The sequence below is a fragment of the Sphingobium sp. genome, from assembly GCF_048594625.1.
Classification (GTDB): Bacteria; Pseudomonadota; Alphaproteobacteria; order Sphingomonadales; family Sphingomonadaceae; genus Sphingobium.
The window spans coordinates 21,072-45,772 of the sequence record NZ_JBMDWL010000007.1 but is presented as its reverse complement, the minus strand read 5'-3'; the positions used below and the strand labels follow the sequence as shown (position 1 = coordinate 45,772).

Genomic DNA, 24,701 nt, shown 5'->3' with positions numbered 1-24,701 from the left:
ATAAAATAGAATAGTGCGCAACGCTGCAAAAGCGCTGCGCACTGTCTTTTTCGCTGTCTCTTTATGCTGCCTTCACATCGAAACGATCGGCATTCATCACCTTGGTCCAGGCCGCCACGAAATCGCGGACGAACTTGTCCCCGGCATCGGCAGAGGCATAGACTTCGGTCAGGGCGCGCAACTGGGAATTCGAGCCGAAGGCAAGGTCGGTCCGGGTCGCCAGCCACTTCTGTTCACCGCTGGCGCGATCCGTGCCTACGAATGTTTCGTCGCTGCTGTCGTCCACCTGCTTCCACGCCGTACCCATATCGAGCAGGTTGACGAAGAAGTCGTTGGTCAGCTGTCCGACACGATCGGTCAGAACGCCATGTTCGGACCCGCCATGATTTGCGCCCAGAACGCGAAGCCCCCCGACCAGAACCGTCATTTCCGGTGCGGACAGGCCCAGCAACTGCGCCCGGTCGACCAGCAATTCCTCCGTCGGCACGTTGAAGCGCGTCTGGAGATAATTGCGGAAGCCGTCGGCCTTCGGTTCCAATACGGCAAAGCCTTCGACATCGGTATCATCCTGCGACGCGTCGCTGCGCCCCGGCGTGAAGGGCATGGTGACATCATGCCCGGCTGCCTTCGCCGCCTGTTCGATGCCGACATTGCCAGCCAGAACGATCAGGTCGGCGATCGACACATTGCCGGTCTCCGCCGCAATGGCTTCATAGACCGCCAGCACCCGCGCCAGTTCGGCCGGTTCGTTGACGTCCCAGTCCTTTTGCGGCGCCAGGCGCAGACGGCCACCATTGGCACCGCCGCGATGATCGGACCCGCGATAGGTCACGGCCGATGCCCATGCGGTCTTCACGAGATCGGCAATGGACAGGCCCGATGCCGCGATCCTGCCCTTCAGCAAAGCGATGGCCGCCGCGTCGAGCGGACCATGCACCGGGACGGGGATCGGATCCTGCCAGATCAGGTCTTCGGCCGGGACTTCCGGGCCGATGTAGCGGGCTTTCGGCCCCATGTCGCGATGGCACAGCTTGAACCATGCTCGGGCAAAGGCATCGGCGAAATAGGCCGGGTCAGCCCGGAACTTTTCCATGATCGCGCGATAGGCAGGATCGACCTTCATCGCCATGTCGGCGGTGGTCATCATGGTGGGCACCTTCACACCCGGCGTATGCGCCTTGGGCGCCAGCGTCTCTTCCGGATTGCCGACCGGCTGCCATTGCTTGGCGCCTGCCGGGCTGCGCACCAGTTCATATTCATGATCCAGCAGCATGTCGAAATAGGTCATGTCCCAGCTGATCGGGGTCGGCGTCCATGCGCCTTCGATCCCGCTGGTGATGGTATGGTCGCCCATGCCGCTTTCATGACCGCTCTGCCAGCCAAGGCCCTGCTGCGCGATGTCCGCGCCTTCGGGTTCCGCGCCGACCAGCGATGCGTCGCCCGCGCCATGCGCCTTGCCAAAAGTGTGGCCACCAGCCGTCAGCGCCACCGTTTCCTCGTCATTCATGCCCATGCGGGCGAATGTCTCGCGAATGTCGCGCCCGGACTGAAGCGCATCGGGGTTGCCGCCCGGCCCTTCGGGATTGACGTAGATCAGGCCCATCTGGATCGCCGCCAGCGGGCTTTCCAGCGCCATGTCCTTTTCGGGCTGGATACGGGTTTCATTGGCTTCGTCGCCGACCCAATTTTCTTCGGTGCCCCAGTAAATATCCTTTTCCGGTTCGAACACATCCACGCGCCCGCCGCCGAAACCGAATATGGGTCCACCCATGGATTCGATCGCGACATTCCCGGCCAGAATCATCAGGTCGGCCCAGCTCAGCTTCTGCCCATATTTCTGCTTGATCGGCCACAGCAGACGGCGCGCCTTGTCCAGATTGCCATTGTCCGGCCAGCTGTTGAGCGGCGCGAAGCGCTGCGAACCCGACGACGACCCGCCGCGCCCATCGCCCGTGCGATAGGTGCCTGCGCTGTGCCATGCCATGCGGATGAAAAAGGGGCCATAATGGCCATAATCGGCGGGCCACCACGGCTGGCTATCCGTCATGAGCGCGGTCAGATCCGCCTTCAGCGCGTCGTAGTCGATCGTCCTGAACGCCGCCGCATAATCGAAATCCTTGTCCAGCGGATTACCCGAAAGGCCATTTTGCTGAAGAATGTCGAGCGACAGCTGATTGGGCCACCAGTCGCGATTGGTGCGGCCGAGCAAGGTGCGCCGCGCGTCGGCATCCTTCATTGGGCAGCCTGCATGATCCCCGGTCGTCTTGGCGTCCATCTCTCTTCTCCTGTCTTCTTCCGTGCACTGGTTTTACGATTGGTTGATGCCGGTACAAAGCCGAGAATATCGCTCTGTCTGATCGATAGAATTGCGCAATGACAGGATTATGAACGCCGGTCGAATATGTTCAATTCGTACAAAAATACGCGCCCCGCGATCATGCCGCGCAACGCCATTATCCAGTGCAGATCAGGGAAGGACGTTCCTCCACCTGACGGATCGACCGGTCAGGATCGCGGGGCCAGGCCCGACAGCAATATGTCGACCAGTTGTCCGGCAATCTGTTCCGGCGTCATCGGCCCGTCGGGATCATGCCAGCGCGCGGGCCAGTTGAGCGCACCGGCAAGCACGAAGGAGGCGAAGCGCGGATCGACGGGCGCCATCGAACCGTCGGCAATGCCCTGTTCGATCATGCGGCGCACGACATTGTCGATGTCCCGCTTGCGCGCCCGGAACTGCGTGGCGCTGTCCATCGACAATATCTCGTCACTGGTGCGGATCACGCAGCGGCCGAAATCATCCATGTTAATCTGTGCATAAAGGCAAAGAAACGCGCGCAGCCTGTCCAGCCCGTTGCCCGGCAATCCTTCGGCCCTGTCCGCCGCTTCCTGCAGCAGGGACAGGCCGCGATTGACGCATTCAATCAGCACCTGCTCCTTATTGCCCAGATAATGATAGATGGTCGGCTTGCTGATGCCGAGGCTGGCGGCGACGTCGTCCAGCGAGGCCGCATGATAGCCGCGGGCGTTGAACATCCGCACCGCAGCCAGCAATACCGCTTCCCACTTGTCTGCCCGATCCTGTGCCCGTTCCGCCTTGGTGCGGAAGGGTGAGGGCAGTTTCCGGTCAATGGCGGCGGCTTTAGGCAATTCCTTCTCCTTGCCGCCAAACGTTGACAAGAAACTCATCGATAATCAATATACTCGGCAGTATAGAAAATTGAGAGGATATATGCCGAGCGAGATTCAGCGCGCGATCCGCGACACTGTGCGCGCCTTTGCGCAGGCGGAAATTCGTCCGCACAGCGCGCGTTTCGAGGCGGAAGGCGGCTATCCTGCGGCTCTGTTCGGCGACATGGCGCAGCTTGGTCTATGGGGCATGATGGCGCCGGAAAGTCATGGCGGGGCGGGTGCAGACTCCGTTTCCTACGCCCTTGCACTGATGGAAATCGCCGCGGCCGACGGCGCGCTGTCCACTATCCTGTCGATCCAGAACTCCATCCTTGTGTCCGGCCTGCTCAAGGATGGAAACGAAAGGCAAAAGGCCCGCTTCCTGCCAGACCTGATCGGCGGACGCACTATCGGCGCGTTTGCGCTGACTGAGGCCGACGCCGGGTCGGACGCATCCGCATTGCGGACCCGCGCGGTCAAGGTCGATGGCGGCTGGCGCATCACCGGCAGCAAGCAGTTCATTACGTCTGGCAGGATCGCCGGGCTGGTGATGATCATCGCCGTTACGGATAGCGACGCGGGTAAAAAGGGGCTGTCGGCGTTCATCGTGCCGACCGATCGACCCGGCTATGGCGTCGACAAGGTCGAACATAAAATGGGGCAGGGCGCGTCCGACACCTGCGCCCTGCGGTTCGACGACATGTTTGTCGAGGATGACCTGTTGATCGGGCAGCCGGGGCAGGGATACCGCATCGCGCTCGCCAATCTGGAGGCAGGACGTATCGGCATAGCCGCCCAATGCGTCGGCATGGCACGGGCGGCGCTGGACATAGCGATCGATTACGCGAAGGATCGCCGCAGCTTTGGCAAGGCGATCATCGATCATCAGGCCGTAGGATTTCGCCTGGCCGACCTTGCCACCCGGCTGGAGGCGGCGCGGCAGCTCGTCCTGCATGCCGCACGGACGAAAGATAGCGGCGCGCCCTGCCTCGCCGAAGCGTCCATGGCAAAGCTGTTCGCATCGGAAGCGGCCGAAGCGATCGTGTCCGGCGCGATGCAGACGCTGGGTGGCTATGGCTATCTGGAGGAATATGGGGTCGCCAAAATCTATCGCGATGTCAGGGTCTGCCAGATTTACGAGGGCACGTCGGACATCCAGCGCATGGTCATCGCGCGCAACCTATAAGAGCAGGAGAATTTAATCATGCAGGATGATCCGGTCATCATCGCCGGCTACGCCCGCACGCCGATGGGCGGATTTCAGGGCATATTGTCGCCGCTGAAAGCCACGGAACTGGGCGCGGCCGCCGTGAAGGCGGCGGTGGAACGCGCAGGCGTCGCCAACGATGCCGTCGATCGCATCTATATGGGCTGCGTTCTGCCCGCGGGACTGGGGCAGGCACCCGCGCGGCAGGCGGCTCTGAGCGCTGGCCTTGGCCTCAATACGCAGGCGACCACCGTCAACAAGATGTGCGGATCGGGCATGCAGGCGGCGATCATGGCGCATGAAACGCTGATGGCGGGCACGGCCGATGTGGTCGTTGCCGGCGGCATGGAAAGCATGACCAACGCGCCCTATGCCCTTCCCAAACATCGCAACGGCGCCCGTATCGGGCATGATCGCATCATCGATACCATGATGATGGACGGGCTGGAGGATGCCTATGAACCCGGCAAGGCCATGGGCCTGTTCGCCGAGGAAGCGGTACGGGATTATCAGTTCACGCGGGAGGAGCAGGATGCCTATGCGCTCCGTTCGCTCGCCCGCGCCAATGCGGCGATCGGCGACGGGGCCTTCGCACGCGAAATCACGCCTGTAACGGTGCGGGGGCGCGGCGGCGACACGATCATCGATACCGACGAACAACCGGGCAAGGCGCGACCGGACAAGATTCCGGCGCTGAAGCCAGCCTTTGCCAAAGATGGCACGATCACCGCGGCCAACGCCTCCTCCATATCCGACGGTGCGGCGGCGCTGGTCATGACGCGCGCCAGCGTGGCCGAGAAAATGGGGCTGAACATCGTGGCCAGAGTCGTTGCAACCGCCGCCCATGCCCATGAACCGGCGAAATTCACCACCGCGCCGGTGCCTGCCATGCGCAAGGTAATGGAAAAAGCGGGCTGGTCGATCGACGATGTCGACCTGTTCGAAGTGAATGAAGCCTTTGCCGTGGTCGCCATGATTGCTGCGAAGGAGCTCGGCATTGCCGACGACAGGATCAACGTGAATGGCGGGGCGACCGCGCTGGGCCATCCCATTGGCGCGTCGGGCGCGCGCATATTGGCCACTCTGATCGCGGCGCTTGAAACGCGGGGTCTGAAACGGGGCATAGCAAGTCTGTGCATCGGCGGTGGCGAAGCAACGGCCATGGCGATCGAACTGGTCTGAAGGACGAAATATCATGCATATCAGGGATGTAGCCGCGATCGTGACCGGCGGCGCTTCGGGTCTGGGTAAGGCAACGGCGGAAATGCTGACGGCGCAGGGGGCGAAGGTCGCGATTTTCGACCTGAATGAAGACGCCGGGCGTGCCACCGCGCAGGCATTGGGCGGCATCTATGTGGCGGTCGACGTTGCCGATGAAAACAGCGTGGCGGCCGGGCTGGAAACGGCAGAGCAGGCGCACGGCGTCGCACGCATTCTCGTCAACTGCGCCGGGATCGCGCCTGCCGCCAAGACGGTAGGGAAAGAGAATTTGCCCCACCCTCTCGACATGTTCGCAAGGACGGTGACTATCAACTTGATCGGCAGCTTCAACATGATCGCCCAATTTTCCGCGCGGCTCGCCGCGTTGGATGCGGTTGACGGCGAACGGGGCGTCATCGTCAACACCGCATCGGTGGCGGCCTATGACGGGCAGATGGGGCAGGCGGCCTATGCCGCATCCAAGGGCGGCGTCGTGGGCATGACCCTGCCCATCGCACGCGATCTGGCGAGCCATCAGATCCGTGTGATGACGATCGCGCCGGGCATTTTCCTGACGCCAATGGTGGAAGGCTTCCCTCAGCATGTGCAGGATGCGCTGGGCGCCATGGTGCCGCATCCCAGTCGCCTGGGACGCCCCGCCGAATATGCGCAGCTGGTCGAAAGCATCGTCTGTAATCCCATGTTGAATGGCGAGGTCATCCGTCTGGATGGCGCCATCCGCATGGCCGCGCGTTGAGGAAAGGGGATGCTGGCCCGGCATCCATTTCCATCAGGCTAATAGCCGAAACTATTCCTCTATCACCATCGCGCCATAGGGTGGCAGGACGCCCGGCGCCGCCCCGTTGACGGCGCTCAATATCCCGTTCGTCGGCGCGATGTCTTCCGGCCAGCTTGCCGCCCTGTCCGACAGATTGAACAGGCACAGCAGCGACTGACCATCGGCCCGTCGGCGGAAAAGCAGGCGTTGATCGTCCGCCATCAACATGGTCAGATCGCCATGACGGAGCGCAGGGTTCGCCTTGCGCAGGGCCAGCATCGCGCGCGTATGGTGAAGCAGCGAGGCCGCATCCGCTTCCTGCGCATCGACGGCGCACGCCATATTGTCGTCCCCCACCGGCAACCATGGTTCGACTTCGGAGAAACCCGCTTGGGCCGCGTCCACCGTCCATGGCAGCGGCGTACGCGCGCCGTCGCGCGACAGCGTCAAAGGCCAGTTGGCGATCGCTTCAGGATCCTGCAACCGTTCGAAGGGAATATCGACCTGGGTAATGCCCAGCTCTTCACCCTGATACAGGATGGCGTTGCCCCGCAGCGCCACCAGCAACATCGCCTTCATGCGGCCATAAGCGGGCCGATCGTCCGGCGCGCACCAGCGGGACAGGGCGCGGGGGGCGTCATGATTTTCAAATGCCCAGCTGGGCCAGCCCAAACCGGGTTCGTCCGGCCAGCGGTCCACCGTTTCGGCAACCAGCGCCGGTGTCAGTCGATCGGCATAAAGAAAATTGAAGCCATAGGCGCTGTTGAGATGATCTTCGCCCGCCGTATAGGCCTTCATCTCCTTTTCGGACAGGTCGCCGCCGACTTCCGCCACGGTGAAGATGGCGCCATATTCGTCGCAAAGCTTTCGAATACGTCTGATGAAATCCACAACGCCGGGATGCGACTGGCTATATTGGCGGACCTGATAGTCGAAGGACCGGGTACGCGGCCTGCCATTGTCTGGCGCAGGCGGATTGTCGCGCAACAGGGGGTCGTGCATCGCATGATTGAGCGCGTCGAGACGGAAACCATCCACGCCCCGATCCAGCCAGAAGCGCGTCGCATCCAGTAAGGCATCCTGTACCGCAGGATTATGGACGTTGAGCTGCGGCTGGCTGCTCAGAAACTGATGCATATAATATTGGCGGCGGCGTCCATCCCATGTCCATGCCGGGCCGCCGAACACGGATTGCCAGTTATTGGGCGGCGTGCCGTCTTCCCTGGGATCGACCCAGACGAACCAGTCCGCCTTGTCCCCGGTGCGGCTGGCACGGCTTTGCGTGAACCAGTCATGCAGGTCGGACGTGTGGGCATAGACCTGATCGATCGTGACCTTGATGCCCAGAGCATGGGCGCGTGCGATCAGCGCGTCGAAATCGGCAAGCGTTCCGAAAATCGGATCGACATCGCAATAATCGGCGATGTCATAACCAAAGTCCCGCATCGGCGAGGTAAAGAAGGGCGAAATCCAGATCGCATCTACGCCTAGCTTCGCCACATGATCCAGCCGTTGAGTGATGCCGTTCAGATCACCGATGCCATCGCCATTGCTGTCCTGAAAGCTGCGCGGATAGATTTGATAGAGAACCGCGCCTTTCCACCATGGGAGATCGGTCGAAGTCTTGTAGAGGGTCATCGCTTTTTCCATCATTAAGGTGGCGGCGCGAACAACATAGCTAGAACATAATGCCGTCGGCTGGAACAGCCGGCGGGTCGCATTATGCGGAAAACAAAAGACGATGAGAGTACCATCCGATTCAATCTCATCGGACGATGCTCTAAAAACGGGGAGGGGGCCACCCGGCGCAGGAGGGCGACTGAATCGGTTCCCGACCTATGGCGCGATTTCGACCAGCGTGACCGACTTGGACGGTAATGTCAGTTCAACCTGACCGGTCGACAGGCGCGTGGGCAGAGCAGCGGGGACGAACGGGTCGCCCCCCTCGAACCGAATGCGGGTATCGACCTTTGCCGCCGTCAACGACTTGGCCGTCGCCTTGCGCCAGTTGCCGCCCTTCAGAGCGATCTTCACAGGTCGTGCGTTCACAGGGTCCAGATTGACGATGCTTAGATGGAGCAGCCCGGCCGCGTCTTTAGAAGCCGAAACGTTGATGCCGGGCAATCGGATCATATCCTCCACATAATCGGGCGATTGCACCGTTGCAGGGATCAAGGTGGCCTTCTGGTGCACTTTATACATTTCGAACACATGCCAGGTCGGCGTCACCACCATTTTGGCGCCATCGGTCAGGACCAACGACTGGATGACATTCACCATCTGGGCGATATTGGCCATGCGGACCCGGTCCGCATGATTGTTGAAGATATTGAGGCTCATGCCCGCAATGACGGCGTCGCGCAGCGTGCTTTCCAGATAGAGCTGGGACGGGGCATCCTTCTCGCTGTCGAACCATGCGCCCCATTCATCGACCGCCAGCGCGATCTGCTTTTTGGGGTCATAGCGATCCATGATCGCAGAATGGCGACGGATGAGGTCGTCCGTCAGATGAACGCGCGCCAGCGCCGACGCCCATTCCTTCGCACCGAAACCGACATTGCGCCCCTTGTTGCGCCAGTCATTGCCCGCAAAACTGTAGAAATGGAGCGAAAGCCCCCACATCAATGGCCGATCGGTGGTGTAGGCGAGCGGCGTGGGATTGGGCCGCCATGCCATGGCCTGTGCCATGACCTTTTCGGTCCATTCATAATCATCGCTATCGGCGCCGACCGCGATCAGCTTGGCCCGATCGCCCGAATAGCTGCGCAGGAAGGCGGCATAATGGCGAAACGCAGCGGCATAGGTATCGGCAGTCATATTGCCGCCGCATCCCCAGCTTTCATTGCCAACCCCGATGAACGGCACGGTCCATGGGGCGGGATGCCCGTTGACGGCGCGCTCCTTGCCCGGCTGGCTGTCGGCCGGAGCGGTCATATAGCGCATCCAGTCATCGGCTTCGCGTACACTGCCCGACCCGACATTGACCGATACGAAAGCGCTGGCGCCGATCTGATCCAGAAAATCCATATATTCATGCGTGCCAAAACCATTGGTTTCACGCGATTTGTCCCATGCGGCGTTGATCCCGGCCGGGCGATCCGCCGCCGGGCCGATGCCATCGCGCCAATGATAGCCGTCCGCAAAACAGCCGCCCGGCCAGCGGATGACGGGCACCTCCACCTGTCGCAACGCCGCGACCACATCGCTGCGAATACCGCGGACGTTGGGGATGGGCGACTGCGGTCCTACCCAGATGCCTTCATAAACGCCCCGGCCCAGATGTTCGACAAATTGACCATAGATATTGGGATCGATGGTCGGGCCAGCGGCAACCGTGTCTACGATGATTTCCGCGCCGGGAGCATTGGTGGCGGCGGCAACACCGGCTGAACTCCATAGCATGGACGCCGTTGCGATACACAGTGCCGTGCCAACCTTCTTCGCGAACCGGAGTCCCCGCATGAACCCTCCCCATTTGTCTGACTTAAAGAGACGGCAAATCCGGCCACCGGTCAACATGTTTCCGTGACGAGAGTGAAGGGCCGATGGAAAGGGACGAAATATTGGTTTTCACATTCACTGTAGGAAGCATTTGCGCCCACGGATCAGAACGGCAGTCGTTTGTCATCCACCGCATTGTAATTTTTACGTTACGGAACGAGGAAGATGCATTTTTTGCAACCGCGTAAAATCCTTTCGCACTTGCGAGGGATAACCATTCGGTACACAAGTAACGGGCCTTTCAGGCATCCTCTCCTAAAAACTTCACGGGCTGGTCTTCGGACTGGCCCTTTTTTTATCGTCCGCTTCTTCAGGCCGGTCGTCCAGACCCTGCGGCATATGCCAGTCTATGCCATCGTCCAGATACGCTTCCAGTTCGCGCCAGTGCCGGTCCCATCCGGGCCCACGGCGAGCTGGCGGCACTTCCTGTTCCACCAATATCCGGGCGCGACGGACCGGATTGGCAGGGCGCTGTTCCATGCGCGTGACGATGTCGCGGATCATCGACGAAGACTTGTCCGCACTCATATCATCCTCCGCAGCGTAATGTTTCGACAGGCGCGGTCTTTGGCCGCTACGGCCCCGCCCTGACAATGGCTTTTCCCGCCTCATCGCAAGGAAGATTGTGTAATTGTCATCTTTCCTTTATAAAGCGCCATGTCATTACCATCCGGCCAATCGGCCCCACCCATTGCCCGCATCCAGCAAAATATGCTTGCCGTAGCGGAACGGCGCCTGCTCAACTGGCTGTGCGCACACATGCCGCCCTGGATCAGCCCCGATATATTGACCGGGATCGGCATGGTCGGCGCGCTTGCCATCTTCATGGGCTATGCCGGCAGCAACTGGGGCGTCGATTGGTTGTGGCTGGCGATTGCAGGTTATGTGATTCAGTGGTTCGGCGATTCCATGGACGGCAGCCTGGCACGCTATCGCCGCATAGAACGGCCATCCTACGGCTATTTCATCGATCATAGCTGCGACGGCCTTGCCACCCTGCTCATTCTGGCGGGCATGGGGGCCAGCCCCTATATCCGGATGGACGTCGCGCTGGTGGCGCTGGCGGGTTATCTGCTCTTGTCCATTCACGCCTATCTGTCGGCGCGGGTTCTGGGCGAATTCAAGCTATCCTATCTGTCCGCTGGTCCTACCGAATTGCGGCTGCTGCTGATCGGACTGACCATCGCCATGATGCTGCTGGGCTATGCGCCGGGCTGGTTCGGGGCCGTATCGGGCTTCGACCTGTTCGTGGGCATCGTCAGCGCCATATTGCTCATCCTCTTCGTCAAGCAGACGCTATCGACCGCCAGACGCATCGCGTCGTCCGAACGCCGCTGACACAATAGTTCAATGCCGACGATGATGTCGTGCGCCGCACCGGGATATAAGCTGGTTGAGGCGCACTTCATCCTGCGCGCCTGACGCAAATAATTGGCAGAACCAATCCAGACACCGTGCCAGAATCAGCATGGTTCCTCTCCCTTTTTATGCGCATATCATAGCATATCCGCAGCGCAGGAGAAGATGCGTGCTTGCCTTTGACCGGCGCCTTACTGATCGGCGCCGATCACGCGATAAAGCAGCACGCGATTGCTGACCATGGCCAGATCCGTCGCGATGGCCGACTGACGCGCATTGTACAGCGAACGCTGGCTCGTCAGCGCGTTGAGGAACGTGTCGATCCCCGCACGATAACGCTGATCGGCAAGGTCGTAGGCGCGCTGACTGGCGGTGACGAGCCGTCGTTGGGCGGCCTGCTGTGCGTCGATCGTGCCTTCGCGAGCGAGTCCGTCCGCGACTTCACGAAAAGCCGTCTGCACCGCTTTCTCATATTGGGCGACGTACAGGTCGCGCTGCGCCTTGCTGTAATCGAGATTGCCGCGATTGGGGCCGCCAAAGATCGGCAGGCTGGCGGACGGACTGACCGACCAGGCAAAGGCATCCCGCTTGAACAGCGAGGACAGAGCGGAACTCGCCACCCCGATGGCCGAGGTCAGGCTGATCCGGGGGAACATTGCCGCGCGCGCCGCGCCGATGTCCGCATTGGCGGCCTTCAGCTGATGTTCGGCCTGCAGCACGTCGGGGCGTTGCAGCAATATGTCGGACGAAAGACCTGCCGGAACCTTGGCCACGCCCGCTATCAGGCTGTCGAGCGATACCGGTAACAACGCATCTTCCACCGGCGCGCCGACCAGAAGGTTGAGAGCATTGCGATCCTGCGCCACCTGCGTGACATTGGCGGCGACATCCGACGCAGCCTGTTCCACCAGCGTTTCGGCCTGATGCACGTCCAGCTTGCCCGCCAGACCGGCGCTATTGAGCGATTGCGTCAGCGCCAATGTGCGCCGCGCGCTTGCCTCCGTCTGCCGCGACAGGTCCAGCAATGCCTGATCCGCCGCCAATGTGACATAGGCGCTGGCGGTTTCGGCAATCAGGCTGATCCGTGTCGATCGCGCCCCTTCCTCCGTCGCCAGATAGGTTTCCAGCGCCGATTCCGTCAGATTGCGCAGTCGCCCGAACAGGTCGATTTCAAACGCGCTGAAGCCAAGGTCCGCGCTGTAATTATTCTGGCGCATGTCATTCTGGCGACTGAAACCGGCGGCTGCATCCGCCGTTATCGTCGGCAGCTGCGTTGCGCGCTGCACCCGATATTGCGCCCTTGCCGACTGAACATTGGCGATGGCCGCACGCAGATCGCGATTATTGTCCAGCGCCCGCTCTATGACCGTGCGCAATCCCGCATCTGCGACCAGTTCCGTCCATGGCAGCCCAGCCTTGGCCGTCATCGCCGGGGACGCATAGGCCTCCCCAGTTGGCAGCGTTGCAGGCACGGGCGCGGCCGGGCGGACATAGGTCGGCGCCATATTGCAACCGGCCAGCATCAGCAGGGAAGCCGTCGGAAGGAGTGAGCGCGTCATGCCGGTACTCCCGCGTCGTCATGGGGCCTTGTCGGTGCAGCTTTCGGACGATCGTTCCCGAACAGGCGGGCGATGGTGACGAAGAAGAGCGGCACATAGAAGATCGCCAGCACCGTCGCCGTCGTCATGCCGCCGACCACCGCCGTGCCGATGGCAACGCGGCTCTGCGCGCCAGCGCCAGTCGCGATCGCCAGCGGAATGACGCCCGCGATGAACGCCAGCGACGTCATCAGGATCGGACGGAAGCGCAGACGTGCGGCCTCCAGCGCCGCTGACAGCGCATCCTTGCCCTGTTTATGCGCCAGTTCGGCAAATTCGACGATCAGGATCGCATTTTTCGCGGCAAGACCCATGGCGGTGAGCAACCCGACCTGAAAGAAGATGTTGTTTTCAAGACCCCGCGCCCACACGGCCAGCACGGCGCCGATCAGGCCCAATGGTATAACGAGCAGAACCGCCAGCGGGATCGACCAGCTTTCATAGAGCGCGGCGAGGCACAGGAACACGACCAAAACCGACAGGCCATAGAGCAACGGCGCCTGACCGCCCGACAGCTGCTCCTGATAGGACAGCCCGCTCCACGCATAGCTGGTGCCCGGCGGCAGCTGCCGCTGCAATTCGACCATCCGGTCCATCGCTTCGCCCGAACTGGCGCCCGCGCCAGCCTGCCCCTGAATTTCGAAGGAGGACAAGCCGTTGAAGCGCGCAACCGTGCTCGGCCCCATCGTCCAGTGGGTGGTGGCAAAGGCGGAGAAAGGCACCATCTGCCCGGTGCTGCTGGAACGCACCATCCAGTTGTCGATGTCGGTCGGCAATGCCCGATAGGCGGCATCCGCCTGCATAAAAACGCGCTTCACACGACCGCGATCGACAAAGTCATTGATGTAGATGCTGCCCCATGCGGAACTCAGCACATTGTCGACGTCGCTCTGGGTCAGGCCAAGGACGGCCAGTTTCTCATTGTCGATGTCGACCTTCAACTGTGGTGTATCCTCCAGCGAAGCAGCCCGCACCCCGGCCAGCAGCGGGTCTTTCGATGCCGCATCGATCAACTGGTTGCGTAGTTCCAGAAAGCGTTCGCGGCTCAGGCTGCCGTTATTGAGCAGTTCGAAGGTGAAACCGTTCGACTGGCCAAGGCCACGGATGGCAGGCGGCGTCATGCCCAGTACGCGGGCATCGCGGATCGCGGCGAGCTGCTTGGTCGCACGGGCGGCGATGGACGATGCATTGTTCGCCGCGCCTTTACGATCATCCCATGGGGCAAGGTTGATGAAACCCTGCCCGACATTTTCGCCCTGACCCTGAAAACTGAAACCGGTCATGATGAAGGCGAAGGCGACATTATCCCTTTCATCGTTCAGGAAATAATTCTGCACCTGATCGATGACGGCAGCCGTACGGGTGGACTTGGCACCGGCCGGCAAAGTGGCCTGTACCATCACCTGCCCCTGATCCTCGACCGGCAGGAAACTGGAGGGGAGGCGCACGAAAACAAGCACCAGAAGCCCGATGAACACCACATAGACGCTCCAGAATAGCAGGCGGCGGCCCAGCATCTGTTCCGTGCGGCGGACATAGCCACCGGTCATGCGTTCGAACCAGCGGTTGAACTTGCCCGCCCAGCCGCTGTTGCGGCTTTCATGGCTGATCGGCTTCAGGATGGTGGCGCACAGGGCCGGGGACAGGATCAGCGCCACGACCACAGACAACAGCATTGACGACACGATGGTGATCGAAAATTGCCGATAGATGACGCCGGTCGATCCACCGAAAAAGGCCATCGGCAACAGCACCGCCGACAGCACCAGTGCGATGCCAACCAGCGCGCTGCCAATTTCGCCCATCGACTTGATCGTCGCATCGCGGGGAGAAAGACCTTCATCTTCCATGATGCGTTCGACATTTTCGACCACGACGATGGCGTCGTCGACCAGCAGGCCGATGGACAGCACCATGCCGAACAATGTCAGCGTGTTGATCGAATAACCGAACAAAGCAAGGATGCCGAACGTGCCGAGCAACACCACCGGCACCGCAATGGCGGGGATCAGGGTCGCCCGCCAGCTTTGCAGAAACACGAACATCACCACGACGACCAGCGCAACGGCTTCCAGCAGTGTCTTGATGACTTCATCGACCGACAATTTGATGAAGGGCGTGGTGTCGCGGGGGTAGACCACCTTGTAACCATGGGGCAGGCGGTCGGACAGTTCGGCGACTTTCGCCTTCACCAGTTCGGCGGTCTTGAGCGCGTCGGCGCCCGGCGCCAGTTGCAGGGCAACGCCCGACGCCGGGTGGCCGTTCAGCCGCGCTGCGGTGGTGTAGCTTTCATTGCCCAGTTCAACACGCGCGACATCGGACAGATGCACGATCGACCCGTCGCTCTGCGTCTTGACGATGATGTTGCGGAACTGCTCCGGCGTCTGGAGCCGTGCGCGCGCCGTGACGGTCGCGTTGATCTGCTGCCCCACAGGCGCTGGATCGGCACCGATCTGCCCCGCCGAAATTTCGACATTCTGCGCGGTGATCGCCGTGCGGACATCCGACGGCATCAGGCGGACAGCGGCCAGCTTATAGGGGTCCAGCCAGATGCGCATCGCATATTGCGACCCGAATACCTGCGTCGCCCCGATCCCTTCGGTACGGGCGATCGGATCCTGAAAATTATTTACCAGAAAGTCGGCAATGTCCGCCTGCGTCGCCGTATCCGTTTCGTCATACAGGCCGACCAACATCAGGAAGTCGGTCTGCTGCTTGGTGACGGAAATGCCCTGTTGCTGCACCTGATTGGGCAGGCGGTTCAGAGCCTGCTGCACCCGGTTCTGCACCTGCACCTGCGCGGTGTCGGGATCGGTGCCCTTCTGAAAGGTCACGGTGATGCGCGATTGCCCCGTCGCCGTCGACGATGATGAAAAATACATCAACCCGTCGATGCCGGTCAGCTGCTGTTCCAGCACCTGCGTGACGCTGGTTTCCACCGTTTCGGCGGACGCGCCGGGATAGGTTGCGCTGACGCCGACGCCGGGCGGGGCGATGTCGGGATATTGGGCAATGGGCAGGCTGAACATCGCGCCCAGCCCCGCCAGCATGATGCCGATGGCGATGACCCAGGCGAAAATCGGTCGTTCGATGAAATAGCGGCTCAGCAAGGACTTAACTCCTACTTCGCGGCCGTGATGGCGACGGGCTTTACCACATCGTCGGGCTTCACTTTGTCGGTGCCCTCCACGATCAGGCGGTCGCCAGCCTTAAGCCCGGCGGTGATCAGCCATTTGTCGCCAATCGCCTGTCCGGCGGTAACGATCCTGCGCTCTACCTTGTTACCGCTGGCCACGACCAGCGCCGTTGCATTCCCCTTGGGGTCGCGGCTGATGCCCTGCTGCGGGGCGAGGATGGCGCCGGGCACCACCGATTGCGGCGCGACGACACGCACGAACATGCCCGGCATCAACATGCCGTCGGGATTGGGGAAACGCGCACGCAGCGTCACCGTACCGCTGTTCACATCCACGATCGGTTCGGCAAATTCGATACGCCCTTCCTGCGAATAATCGGTGCCATCATCCAGTTTCAGCCGAATGGCCGCGCTGGCAGGCAGCGTCTTGCCCGCCGCCAGCGATCGGCGCAGCGCCAATATCTGCGTGCTGGACTGCGTCACATCGACATAGATGGGGTCCAGCTGCTGGATGGTGGTCAGCGGATCGGCCTGACTGGCGGTCACCAGCGCCCCCGGCGTGAACAGGGTGCGGCCAATGCGTCCGCTGATCGGCGCGCGCACCAGCGTGAATTGCAGGTTGACGTTGCTGGTCTGAAGACTGGCGCGGGCCTGCTGCACCGACGCCTGCGCCTGCCGCGCGGTGGCGATCACATCGTCGCGATCTTGGGCGCTGACCGCTTCGGAATCCCCCAGACTGCCATAGCGCTTCGCCCGCGCCTGCGCCGCGACCAGCGTAGCCTGCGCACTGGCCAGGCTCGCCTCCGCTTCGTCACGCGACGCGCGGTAGAGACGCTGATCGATCTGATAGAGCGGCTGACCCGCGGTCACCATCGCGCCTTCGGTAAAGAATCGCTTCTGGATCAGGCCCGCCACCTGTGGCCGGACTTCCGACATCATCGTGGACACTGTACGCCCCGGCAATTCGCTCGACACCGTCGTATCCTGCGCGCCCAATGTGACGACGCCGACCTCCACCGGTCCCTTCTTGGGTGGCTTCTGGTCCCCGCATGCCGCCAGTGACAGACACAGGACCACGGACAGAAGCGGTATATGGGGTAATGGGCGGGACGTGAACATGATAAGGCGCTGATCCTGAACGACGGGTCGGGATGGTCCTTGCGATGCCCTGTGGAGCGACGGGATAACCGGGCCTGGCGTACGCGGGGGAGGGTAAAGGGGCGCACGCTGTCGGTCCGGCCTGCCGCCCCATTTCTCCAGCCTGAAAGGCCGGGTCAGGCATCGCAAGGACTCCGTTTGTGTCGGCACTCAGGGGGAAGAAAGCCGACCATGCCCTCATCGCGGCTTTGCCTGTCACATGGTAGAGTGACTTATTTTCCGATTGCGACGGCAGGTCGCGACAGCGCAAAAATTGGTATCGCTTTGTATCAGCCTGTATCAGGCGCGAAGAAGCGCAGACTTTTGCGTGATCGCGCGTTAGGACATAGCATGGCCGATGCTGCATCCTTCCGCCCCGCCACCGTGCTGGTCGTCGATGACGACGCGGACATTCGCGATCTGATCGTGGGACAGCTGCGGCAGGAAAATTACAGGCTTCTGGGTGCGTCCAGCCTTTCCGAACTGCGGCAGACGCTGCGCGAAGAGGTCGTGGACCTGATCGTTCTGGACCTCAATCTGCCCGATGGCGACGGATTGATGCTGTGCCGCGAATTGCGGGCGGAGGGATCGGACGTACAGATCATCATGGTGACGGCGCGGGGCAGCGCGATCGATCGGGTATTGGGACTGGAACTGGGGGCCGACGATTATCTGACCAAGCCGTTCGAGCCACGCGAACTGCTGGTACGCATCCGTAACCTGTTGAAGCGCGCACGTAATGGCGCGACGCCACGGACCGGTATCGCGACGCGCTATGCACATATCGGTCCATGGCGGGTCGATCTGGTCCAGCGGCGACTGGTCGCACCGGACGATCGGCTGGTAATGCTGTCGTCGGCCGAATATCGCCTGCTCAGCCGTTTCATCGACGAACCCAATGTCGTGCTGGACCGTGAGACTTTGCTGCCCGAACGCCGCGCCACCGCAGCATTCGACCGGTCGATCGATTTGCAGATCAGCCGCCTGCGCCAGAAACTCTCAACCTTGCCAGGTGGCGAAGACCTCATCCTGACGGTGCGTGGCGAAGGCTATGTGCTCGCCTGCACGGTGGACCATTCATGATCGCAAAGGCGATAGGGCGCGCCCGCGCCTTTTTCCGGTCGATGGCAGGGCAGATATTCCTGATCCTGACCCTTGGCATGTCGGTCGCCGCAATCGTCGCGCTGCTGGTCGCGGAACAGACCCGTCGCCATGATTTCGAACGCGCACGCCGTCAACGCGTGGTCGCCAGCGCCACCGACATCATGGACCGGTTGCGGCATGACCCGGCCCGTATCGAACCCATGCTGGAGGCCCGGCGCATCATGGGCGCCTATGTCCCGCCGGACGGAATCGCGTTAACGGAACAGGACGCGACGCTGGAGGCGATGCTCACCGACCGGCTGGGCACGTCCAGCCTGCCGGAAGCGGGGCAGGTGCCCATAGGGCTCTGTTTTCCGCAGCATTCGGACAAGGAGGAAAAGGCCGCCGGCCTGATCGGGGCGCCGCGCCCCGATTGCTGGATCGTGCGCCTGACGGATGCGCATGGGCAACGGCGATCGATGGCGCTCACCTTCCCGCGCATCGCTCGCCCGCGCAGCGCGGTGTCCAACCCGCTATATCTGATCGTCATCATCGCCGCATCGGCGGGGCTGGCCATTCTGGTGGCCCGGATCGTATCCAAGCCGTTACGACGGCTGGAGCAGGCGGCAGAAGCCTTTTCCCTGTCGCTCGACCCGGAAGAAATACCCGAACGCGGACCTGAAGAAGTGCGCGCCGCCCTGTCCACCTTCAACCTGATGCAGCGACGGGCACGGGCGGGTTTTGCCGAACGGACCCAGTTGCTGGCCGCGATCAGCCACGACCTTCAGACGCCATTGACCCGTCTGAGGCTCCGGCTGGAACTGGTGGAAAATGAGGAGCTGCGCGCGCGCCTGCTTCAGGATCATCAGGCGATGCAGACACTGGTGCGCGAAGGACTGGACCTCGCCAGCAGCATAGAAACGCGGGAGGAATGGTCCTCGCTCGACATCGATTCCCTGCTGACCAGCATGGCGGAGGATGCAGAGGAACTGGGCGCGCCGGTGCGTTTTTCTACCGGCTGCGGCGGGACGGTGCGGGTAAAACCCAATGCGCTGACACGCTGCATTGCCAATCTGGTGGACAATGCCGTCAAATATGGGGGCAGCGCTGACATCAGCTGCGCGCGCAACAACGGGCGATTGATGATCCATGTGCGCGACCATGGCTCCGGCATCCCCGAAGAACAGCTGGATCAGATGTTCGAACCCTTTACCCGCGGCCCCAGCAGCCAGCCGGGCGGACGCAATGGCACCGGCATCGGCCTTACCATCACCCGTTCGCTGGCCATGAGTTTCGAAGCGGCGGTGCGACTGCGCAACGCGGAGGATGGCGGCCTGATCGCCACCATCGACATGAAGGCCTAAAGAACAAGCCCGGCGAGCATGCATATCATAGCGGTCGGCACGCCTGCACGCGCCACCATCGGGCGATAGGTCATTCCAAGCAGCAAGATGCCCGCCAGCAACGGCAACAGCCCGACCCACGCAACCAGGGCCATGCCTGCGTCCTGCCATAATAGCAGGCTGATCAACGACAGGCCGAACATCGTCCAGCCTGCCAGTTCCAGATGCGCGACGAAGGGGCGACACTGCCACCCACCCAACAATATCGGCCGATGTCGCTGCATCCGGGCCGCAAGCGCAAACAGGGCAAGGTAGAGAAGCCCGACCGTCACCATCATGTCGCCACCACCCGGCGGCGCACCATGGACAGCGGAGCGCCAGGACGGCGGATTTGGCACACGGCCAGCATGGCCGCCGCGCATGCCGCTACGAGCAGCATGATATTGCCCGTCATCAGCACGGCGTCGGGCCGCCATACTGGCCCCGAAAGAAGGGCAAGGGCACAGAACAATGCCAACAGAGCCAGCAGCACAGGCCAACCGCGTCGGGGCGGCAATATGATGCCCAGCAGGAGTGCAACGCCCGCGCTCCACAGGGCCACGGTAACCTCGCTCTGCGCGCGCGCGGCGATGCCGATCGGCAGCAGCCGGTTTGCGACCAGAAATGCCGCCATGCCGATCGGCACGCCCATCAGGCCGCCGACATTCAGCCGTTCAAGCAGGCTATTGCCGATGGACGATGGCATGCGTTCCCGTCGCTTCACGATCCACAGGATCATCCCGCTGGCGATGGCCAGCGTCAGCATCGCGCCCCCGATGAAATACAGCCAGCTCGTCAGCGCAGGCGCGAAATGCGCCATGTGAAGGCCATAGATGGTCTGATAGGTCCGGATAGCCGGGCGCGCCTCGGTCCAGGCCTTTAGCACCTGCCCGGTCGCGCCATCGAAGCTGATTTCCGCAGGCAGATAACCAATGCCGCCGGTCTCGACGGGATAGACCGTCACAACCGCGGCCTTGTCCCCCGGATTGAAGACATAGACCCGCCCAATGGGCGCGCCGCCGAAATGGCGCTGCGCCTGTGCCAGCATGGGCGCAATCGGAGCCAGCGGCACCTTGTCGCCGCTCGCCACGCGGCTGACCGCGCCGGGCGTCAGATCCGTATAGAGAGCCATCACATTGTCGCCATAGGCTGCGCCAATCCCCCAGGGCATGTTGAGCGAAGCCAGCGTCAGCAGCCCGGTAAAGGTGATCATGATGTGGAAGGGCAGCGACAGAACACCCAGCGCATTATGCGCATCCAGCCAGGATCTTTGCCCCTTGGCCGGGCGAAAAGTGAAGATGTCCTTGAAAAAGCGTTTATGCGCGATGATCCCGGTGACGATCGCCACCAGCATCAGCATCGCAGCCAGCGACGCCAGCAGCCGCCCCCACGGATAGGGCAATTGCAGTTCGAAATGCAGGCGATAGAAAAATTCGCCGCCCAATGTGTCGCGGGCGACCGGCGCGCCGCTCAGTGGGTCGAGCGCATGGCTGACATAGGCCCCGTCACTGTCATAGCTTGCCTCCACCACATTGGATCGGCCATCGGGGGCCGTCAGATACCAGCCGGTCGATCCTGTCGTATTGGCCGTCAGCCAGTTGGTTGCGGCCGTAATCGCGCGAACCGGATCTGCCTGTCCGCTGATCTCCGGCCGCATCCATCGGCTGATTTCCGGCTTGAAAACGCTCAGCGTCCCGGCAAGGCAGATGATGAAAAGAACATGGCCGAGCAACAGCCCGGTCCATCCGTGCAGCCACGCCATCGCCTGACGTGCGCCATCGCGTAGCATGGCATTGCCGCCCTTCATGCCGGCGGTCCCGCAATCCAGCCCACGCCGCCCAGGAGCAATGCGACGATGACGACGGCCATCAGGGCCAGCCATGGCCCACGCGCCAGAAAAGCCCAGATGGTGACCCCCGGCGCGACCACATAGGCGATCAATGTCGCGATCGTCACGGCCTCTACACGCGGCATGGGCAAAGTCCGGCTCAACGCCATGGCCGCCAGCGCTGCCACGCCATAGGCGCCCACACTACCGGCCAGCGTCCGTATGGCGATATTGACGCGATAACGCCAACCATTGCGCATAGGGCGCCGATCTATGGCAGGGGTCCGGGTCATGAGGCCCGGTAACCGAGCATCGCGATGCAAGTCAATTGCATTAGCGGTCAGCTTCGGTCCCCAGCGCCCGTCGCCAGAGCGGGATCAGCGCATTCCCGCCGTTGATGATCCGCAGCCGTTCAACGGTCGGTAATGTTGGCGACTACATGCTGATCGATTGTGCCGAAAACGCCGTCGCCCGCATCCATGCGAACCCTGTCGCCAAAAGCCAGAAAGGGTGTCGATGCTGCCCCCGTGGCGATCATCTCTATGGCGCGACGCTCTGACAGACAGCAGGAACCGACGCTGGAATAATGGACGTTGGACACCGTACCCGACCCGATGATCGTCCCGGCGACCAGATCGCGCGTACGGGCGGCATGGGCGATCAGATCATGGAAACCGAACTGCATTTCACCGCCATGGGGATTGCCGAACCACTGGCCGTTGAGCGTCACTTCCAGGGGCAGGTGAACGCGGCCGTCCTGCCACGCGTCGCCCAATTCGTCAGGCGTTACGGCAAATGGGGCCACAGAACAGGCAGGCTTGGCCTGCACCCACCCGAAACCGGTTTTCATTTCGACGGGCGCGATTGCGCGCAACGACCAGTCGTTGATCAGCAGGATCAGCTTCACATGATCCAGTGCCTTGTCGGCGGGCGTCCCCATCGGCACCGCATCGACGATGACGCCATATTCGCCTTCGAAATCGATGCCGTCGGCTTCACTGGGAAGCGGCACGTCGGCATGTCCGGGCAGAAAATGGTCGGACAGTCCCTGATACATCAAAGGCCGGTCGGTTTCGATCGGCGGCAGGTTGAACGCCTTCTGCATCAGTTCGCCATGCTGGGGGAATGCGGACCCGTCCAGCCATTGCCAGGCACGCGGCAAGGGCGCCAGCAGCCGGTCATGATCCAGCGGCTCGCCGCCGCCTTCCTCCAGCAACCGCGAGAGTGAACGCAAACGGCGCTCCATCGTCGGCCATTCCTCTATTGCCTGCTGAAGATGCGCGGCGATACCGGTTGCGGGCAGGCAACGCCGCGCATCGCGGGATATGGCGACCAACATGCCGTCGCGCGTACCGTCCGACAGAGTGGCCAGGCGCATCGATCAATCCTCGATAATGGCGACGGCGCGGGTCCAGCCTGCCGACGCACCCTTGATCTTGTGGGGGAAGCAACTGACGGTGAAACCGTTGCCGGGCAGGCTTTCCAGATTATGCAGTTTTTCAAGGTGACAATAGCCGATGTCCCGCCCGGCCTTATGCCCTTCCCAGATAAGCGACGTATCGCCGGTTTCCTCGACCCGCTGCGCCGTATAGCTGAACGGCGCGTCCCAGCTCCAGGCGTCGGTCCCCGTCACCCGCACGCCGCGCGTGGTGAGGTACATCGTCGCTTCATAGCCCATGCCGCACCCCACATTGACGAAATCCGGCCGTCCCAGCGCCTTGCCCGCCGCCGTATTCACCAGCACGATGTCCAGCGGCGCAAGATCATGGCCTATTCGCATCAGTTCCGCCTCGACATCGGCGGCCGTCACGACATAGCCATCGTCGAAATGGCGAAAGTCCAGCTTCACGCCGGGTCGGAAACACCAGTCGAGCGGAACCTCATCGATGGTGATGGCCCGCGCGCCGCCGTCCATGGTGGGCGAAAAATGATAGGGCGCATCCAGATGCGTACCGTTATGCGTGGTCAGCGTCACCCATTCCGCCGCCGCGAAACCTTCGCCACCCGGTGTCTGCTCCGCCGTCACGCCGGGGAAGAAATGCTGCAACTCCTTCACCGTGTCCTGATGCGTCTCATAGGTGATCTTGGGCCGCATGAAGGGCGGATCGGACACCACGTCATTTTCCAGCGTGATCGACAGATCGATGAAGCGGCGGGTCATGCGACCTGTCCGCCCAGCGTTTCGGCAAACCAGTCGGCGATCAGATCGCGGCCATAGGCCATATTATCCGCACCGACATGTTCCACCCCGCCTTCGCGCGACGTGAAGATAACCTTTTCGCGCCGGGGCGAATGGATCAGCTGGTCATAGAGGTCGTCGGCATAATCGACGCTGATCTGACGATCATTGGCGCCATGGGTGACAAGGAAGGGCACCGTGATGCCATCCATATGGCCGTTGAGGTTCATCGCTTCCGATCTGGAAAGGAAATCCGCCTGATCCTTCGCGCCGAAGGCCCAGTGGACATGCGCCCAATAATGGGGGACGGGGTTTTCGCCTTCGTGCGCCATGCGCTTGTCCTGCACCTCCCGCCAGTTATGGTTCGCGCCCCATACTGCGCCGCTGGCAAAGCGGGGTTCGTAGGCGACGGCGCGCGGTGCGAAATGGCCGCCCAGGGAAATGCCGGTCATGCCAATGGCGCCTGCATCGACTTCGGGCTGCTGTTCCAGCCAGTCGACCGCCTTGCTCGCCCAGTTTTCGCTGTGCGGATCGACGGGCAGGTTCTGAAGGCGCAATGCCTCGCCCGATCCCGGCTGGTCGACGCACAGGGTCGAAATGCCGCGCCGCGCCAGCTCCTGGGGCAGGCGAGTCCAGTAAAGCAGTTCCTTGCAGCTATCGAGGCCGTTGCAGAAGACCACGACAGGCTTGCGGCCGGGACCGGACGCGCGGGTAAACAGCGCAGGCATGGTGCCCGATGCCAGCGGAATATCGACCCGCTCCCGGTTGATCCGGCCGAGCGCAGTCGAACGATCGAACGCCTCGCGGGCTTTGGCATAGGTCGCTTCGCGTCCCGGTGCACCATGCCCCTGCATCCGTTCGGCCGTGATCAGATAGAGCGAAGCGCGCTCCAGCTTGTTGGAAGCGGAGAAATTGCGTCCCTTCGCGACATCTTCGGACGCCAACTCCAACAGCTTGTCGCCGGTGGCCGCCCATGCCTTCATGAACATCGGCGTACCGGCATCCGCGCCGCTATCGGCCGCGTCGCGGATCGGCCTGCACATGTCGATAATCTCGCCAAGCTGCGCGCCGCTTTCCATCGCGATGGCGACGGACAGGTTCCAGATATAGTTGGGGAAATATTCGAACAGCGCCATGGCTTCATC

Annotated in this window: 20 protein-coding genes; 6 read left to right on the top strand and 14 right to left on the bottom strand. The window is 62.0% G+C overall.

Features of this window, described 5'->3' with window-relative positions; translation table 11 throughout:
• Positions 1–61: 61 nt before the first annotated feature.
• Positions 62–2,275: a catalase/peroxidase HPI gene (gene katG, locus ACOJSJ_RS00735; protein ID WP_420143069.1), complete on the bottom strand. Its 2,214-nt coding sequence runs from the start codon at positions 2,273–2,275 to the stop codon at positions 62–64.
• Positions 2,276–2,505: 230 nt separating this feature from the next.
• Entirely contained in the window at positions 2,506–3,147 is a 642-nt protein-coding gene (locus tag ACOJSJ_RS00730; RefSeq protein WP_420143068.1) for a TetR/AcrR family transcriptional regulator, read from the bottom strand.
• A gap of 82 nt (positions 3,148–3,229) precedes the next feature.
• Between ACOJSJ_RS00730 and ACOJSJ_RS00725 the strand changes: the two genes are divergently transcribed.
• From ACOJSJ_RS00725 to ACOJSJ_RS00715, 3 genes are read left to right on the top strand one after another with little or no spacing between them, the layout of a single operon-like run.
• The gene (locus ACOJSJ_RS00725; protein ID WP_420143067.1) at positions 3,230–4,354 is read left to right on the top strand and encodes an acyl-CoA dehydrogenase family protein; all 1,125 of its coding nucleotides are present in this window, start codon (positions 3,230–3,232) and stop codon (positions 4,352–4,354) included.
• Positions 4,355–4,372: 18 nt separating this feature from the next.
• Positions 4,373–5,557, top strand: coding sequence for an acetyl-CoA C-acyltransferase (locus ACOJSJ_RS00720; RefSeq protein ID WP_420143066.1), 1,185 nt, complete (start codon positions 4,373–4,375; stop codon positions 5,555–5,557).
• Between the two features lie 13 nt (positions 5,558–5,570).
• Positions 5,571–6,332, top strand: coding sequence for an SDR family NAD(P)-dependent oxidoreductase (locus ACOJSJ_RS00715; protein ID WP_420143065.1), 762 nt, complete (start codon positions 5,571–5,573; stop codon positions 6,330–6,332).
• Between the two features lie 51 nt (positions 6,333–6,383).
• Here the strand turns inward: ACOJSJ_RS00715 and ACOJSJ_RS00710 are convergent, their stop codons facing one another.
• The 3 genes from ACOJSJ_RS00710 to ACOJSJ_RS00700 form a co-directional block, all read right to left on the bottom strand.
• A complete protein-coding gene (locus ACOJSJ_RS00710; RefSeq protein ID WP_420143064.1) occupies positions 6,384–7,991 on the bottom strand; it encodes an alpha-amylase family glycosyl hydrolase in 1,608 nt (535 codons plus the stop codon).
• Positions 7,992–8,189: 198 nt separating this feature from the next.
• Positions 8,190–9,815: an alpha-N-arabinofuranosidase gene (locus ACOJSJ_RS00705; protein WP_420143063.1), complete on the bottom strand. Its 1,626-nt coding sequence runs from the start codon at positions 9,813–9,815 to the stop codon at positions 8,190–8,192.
• A 303-nt stretch (positions 9,816–10,118) separates the two neighbouring features.
• Positions 10,119–10,382 carry a hypothetical protein gene (locus ACOJSJ_RS00700; RefSeq protein ID WP_420143062.1) on the bottom strand — a complete coding sequence of 88 codons (264 nt, stop codon included), beginning with the start codon at positions 10,380–10,382 and terminating at the stop codon, positions 10,119–10,121.
• A 183-nt stretch (positions 10,383–10,565) separates the two neighbouring features.
• Between ACOJSJ_RS00700 and ACOJSJ_RS00695 the strand changes: the two genes are divergently transcribed.
• On the top strand, positions 10,566–11,192 hold the full coding sequence (locus ACOJSJ_RS00695; RefSeq protein ID WP_420143061.1) for a CDP-alcohol phosphatidyltransferase family protein: 627 nt from the start codon (positions 10,566–10,568) through the stop codon (positions 11,190–11,192).
• Between the two features lie 212 nt (positions 11,193–11,404).
• Here the strand turns inward: ACOJSJ_RS00695 and ACOJSJ_RS00690 are convergent, their stop codons facing one another.
• The 3 genes from ACOJSJ_RS00690 to ACOJSJ_RS00680 are packed head-to-tail and all read right to left on the bottom strand — an operon-like array spanning position 11,405 to position 17,066.
• Entirely contained in the window at positions 11,405–12,772 is a 1,368-nt protein-coding gene (locus ACOJSJ_RS00690; protein ID WP_420143060.1) for an efflux transporter outer membrane subunit, read from the bottom strand.
• On the bottom strand, positions 12,769–15,921 hold the full coding sequence (locus ACOJSJ_RS00685) for an efflux RND transporter permease subunit (protein WP_420143059.1): 3,153 nt from the start codon (positions 15,919–15,921) through the stop codon (positions 12,769–12,771). The genes ACOJSJ_RS00690 and ACOJSJ_RS00685 overlap by 4 nt, the downstream gene beginning before the upstream one ends.
• Before the next feature lie 11 nt (positions 15,922–15,932).
• Positions 15,933–17,066, bottom strand: coding sequence for an efflux RND transporter periplasmic adaptor subunit (locus ACOJSJ_RS00680; RefSeq protein ID WP_420143058.1), 1,134 nt, complete (start codon positions 17,064–17,066; stop codon positions 15,933–15,935).
• A 369-nt stretch (positions 17,067–17,435) separates the two neighbouring features.
• On the opposite strand from ACOJSJ_RS00680, the gene ACOJSJ_RS00675 reads away from it, so the two are divergent.
• Both ACOJSJ_RS00675 and ACOJSJ_RS00670 read left to right on the top strand, forming a co-directional pair.
• The gene (locus ACOJSJ_RS00675; protein WP_420143057.1) at positions 17,436–18,167 is read left to right on the top strand and encodes a response regulator transcription factor; all 732 of its coding nucleotides are present in this window, start codon (positions 17,436–17,438) and stop codon (positions 18,165–18,167) included.
• Entirely contained in the window at positions 18,164–19,531 is a 1,368-nt protein-coding gene (locus ACOJSJ_RS00670) for an ATP-binding protein (protein ID WP_420143056.1), read from the top strand. Before ACOJSJ_RS00675 ends, ACOJSJ_RS00670 begins: the two co-directional genes overlap by 4 nt.
• Here ACOJSJ_RS00670 and ACOJSJ_RS00665 read toward each other — a convergent pair.
• The 6 genes from ACOJSJ_RS00665 to ACOJSJ_RS00640 form a co-directional block, all read right to left on the bottom strand.
• Entirely contained in the window at positions 19,528–19,848 is a 321-nt protein-coding gene (locus ACOJSJ_RS00665) for a DUF3325 family protein (protein ID WP_420143055.1), read from the bottom strand. The genes ACOJSJ_RS00670 and ACOJSJ_RS00665 overlap by 4 nt on opposite strands.
• Positions 19,845–21,356 carry a PepSY-associated TM helix domain-containing protein gene (locus ACOJSJ_RS00660; RefSeq protein ID WP_420143054.1) on the bottom strand — a complete coding sequence of 504 codons (1,512 nt, stop codon included), beginning with the start codon at positions 21,354–21,356 and terminating at the stop codon, positions 19,845–19,847. The genes ACOJSJ_RS00665 and ACOJSJ_RS00660 overlap by 4 nt, the downstream gene beginning before the upstream one ends.
• Positions 21,353–21,637 carry a ketohydroxyglutarate aldolase gene (locus ACOJSJ_RS00655; RefSeq protein ID WP_420143053.1) on the bottom strand — a complete coding sequence of 95 codons (285 nt, stop codon included), beginning with the start codon at positions 21,635–21,637 and terminating at the stop codon, positions 21,353–21,355. The genes ACOJSJ_RS00660 and ACOJSJ_RS00655 overlap by 4 nt, the downstream gene beginning before the upstream one ends.
• Before the next feature lie 152 nt (positions 21,638–21,789).
• On the bottom strand, positions 21,790–22,755 hold the full coding sequence (locus ACOJSJ_RS00650) for a fumarylacetoacetate hydrolase family protein (protein ID WP_420143052.1): 966 nt from the start codon (positions 22,753–22,755) through the stop codon (positions 21,790–21,792).
• 3 nt (positions 22,756–22,758) lie between these two features.
• A complete protein-coding gene (locus tag ACOJSJ_RS00645) occupies positions 22,759–23,538 on the bottom strand; it encodes a cyclase family protein (RefSeq protein WP_420143051.1) in 780 nt (259 codons plus the stop codon).
• Complete coding sequence (locus ACOJSJ_RS00640) at positions 23,535–24,692, bottom strand: alpha/beta hydrolase family protein (RefSeq protein ID WP_420143050.1); 1,158 nt, start codon at positions 24,690–24,692, stop codon at positions 23,535–23,537. The genes ACOJSJ_RS00645 and ACOJSJ_RS00640 overlap by 4 nt, the downstream gene beginning before the upstream one ends.
• Positions 24,693–24,701 lie beyond the last annotated feature (9 nt).

Bases quoted from the DNA above. Each gene is read 5' to 3' on its own strand.
- katG (WP_420143069.1), bottom strand. From the start codon at position 2,275: ATGGACGCCAAGACGACCGGGGATCATGCAGGCTGCCCAATGAAGGAT.
- ACOJSJ_RS00725 (WP_420143067.1), top strand. From the start codon at position 3,230: ATGCCGAGCGAGATTCAGCGCGCGATCCGCGACACTGTGCGCGCCTTT.
- ACOJSJ_RS00720 (WP_420143066.1), top strand. From the start codon at position 4,373: ATGCAGGATGATCCGGTCATCATCGCCGGCTACGCCCGCACGCCGATG.
- ACOJSJ_RS00715 (WP_420143065.1), top strand. From the start codon at position 5,571: ATGCATATCAGGGATGTAGCCGCGATCGTGACCGGCGGCGCTTCGGGT.
- ACOJSJ_RS00710 (WP_420143064.1), bottom strand. From the start codon at position 7,991: ATGACCCTCTACAAGACTTCGACCGATCTCCCATGGTGGAAAGGCGCG.
- ACOJSJ_RS00705 (WP_420143063.1), bottom strand. From the start codon at position 9,815: ATGCGGGGACTCCGGTTCGCGAAGAAGGTTGGCACGGCACTGTGTATC.
- ACOJSJ_RS00700 (WP_420143062.1), bottom strand. From the start codon at position 10,382: ATGAGTGCGGACAAGTCTTCGTCGATGATCCGCGACATCGTCACGCGC.
- ACOJSJ_RS00695 (WP_420143061.1), top strand. From the start codon at position 10,566: ATGCTTGCCGTAGCGGAACGGCGCCTGCTCAACTGGCTGTGCGCACAC.
- ACOJSJ_RS00690 (WP_420143060.1), bottom strand. From the start codon at position 12,772: ATGACGCGCTCACTCCTTCCGACGGCTTCCCTGCTGATGCTGGCCGGT.
- ACOJSJ_RS00680 (WP_420143058.1), bottom strand. From the start codon at position 17,066: ATGTTCACGTCCCGCCCATTACCCCATATACCGCTTCTGTCCGTGGTC.
- ACOJSJ_RS00675 (WP_420143057.1), top strand. From the start codon at position 17,436: ATGGCCGATGCTGCATCCTTCCGCCCCGCCACCGTGCTGGTCGTCGAT.
- ACOJSJ_RS00670 (WP_420143056.1), top strand. From the start codon at position 18,164: ATGATCGCAAAGGCGATAGGGCGCGCCCGCGCCTTTTTCCGGTCGATG.
- ACOJSJ_RS00665 (WP_420143055.1), bottom strand. From the start codon at position 19,848: ATGATGGTGACGGTCGGGCTTCTCTACCTTGCCCTGTTTGCGCTTGCG.
- ACOJSJ_RS00660 (WP_420143054.1), bottom strand. From the start codon at position 21,356: ATGAAGGGCGGCAATGCCATGCTACGCGATGGCGCACGTCAGGCGATG.
- ACOJSJ_RS00655 (WP_420143053.1), bottom strand. From the start codon at position 21,637: ATGCGCAATGGTTGGCGTTATCGCGTCAATATCGCCATACGGACGCTG.
- ACOJSJ_RS00650 (WP_420143052.1), bottom strand. From the start codon at position 22,755: ATGCGCCTGGCCACTCTGTCGGACGGTACGCGCGACGGCATGTTGGTC.
- ACOJSJ_RS00645 (WP_420143051.1), bottom strand. From the start codon at position 23,538: ATGACCCGCCGCTTCATCGATCTGTCGATCACGCTGGAAAATGACGTG.
- ACOJSJ_RS00640 (WP_420143050.1), bottom strand. From the start codon at position 24,692: ATGGCGCTGTTCGAATATTTCCCCAACTATATCTGGAACCTGTCCGTC.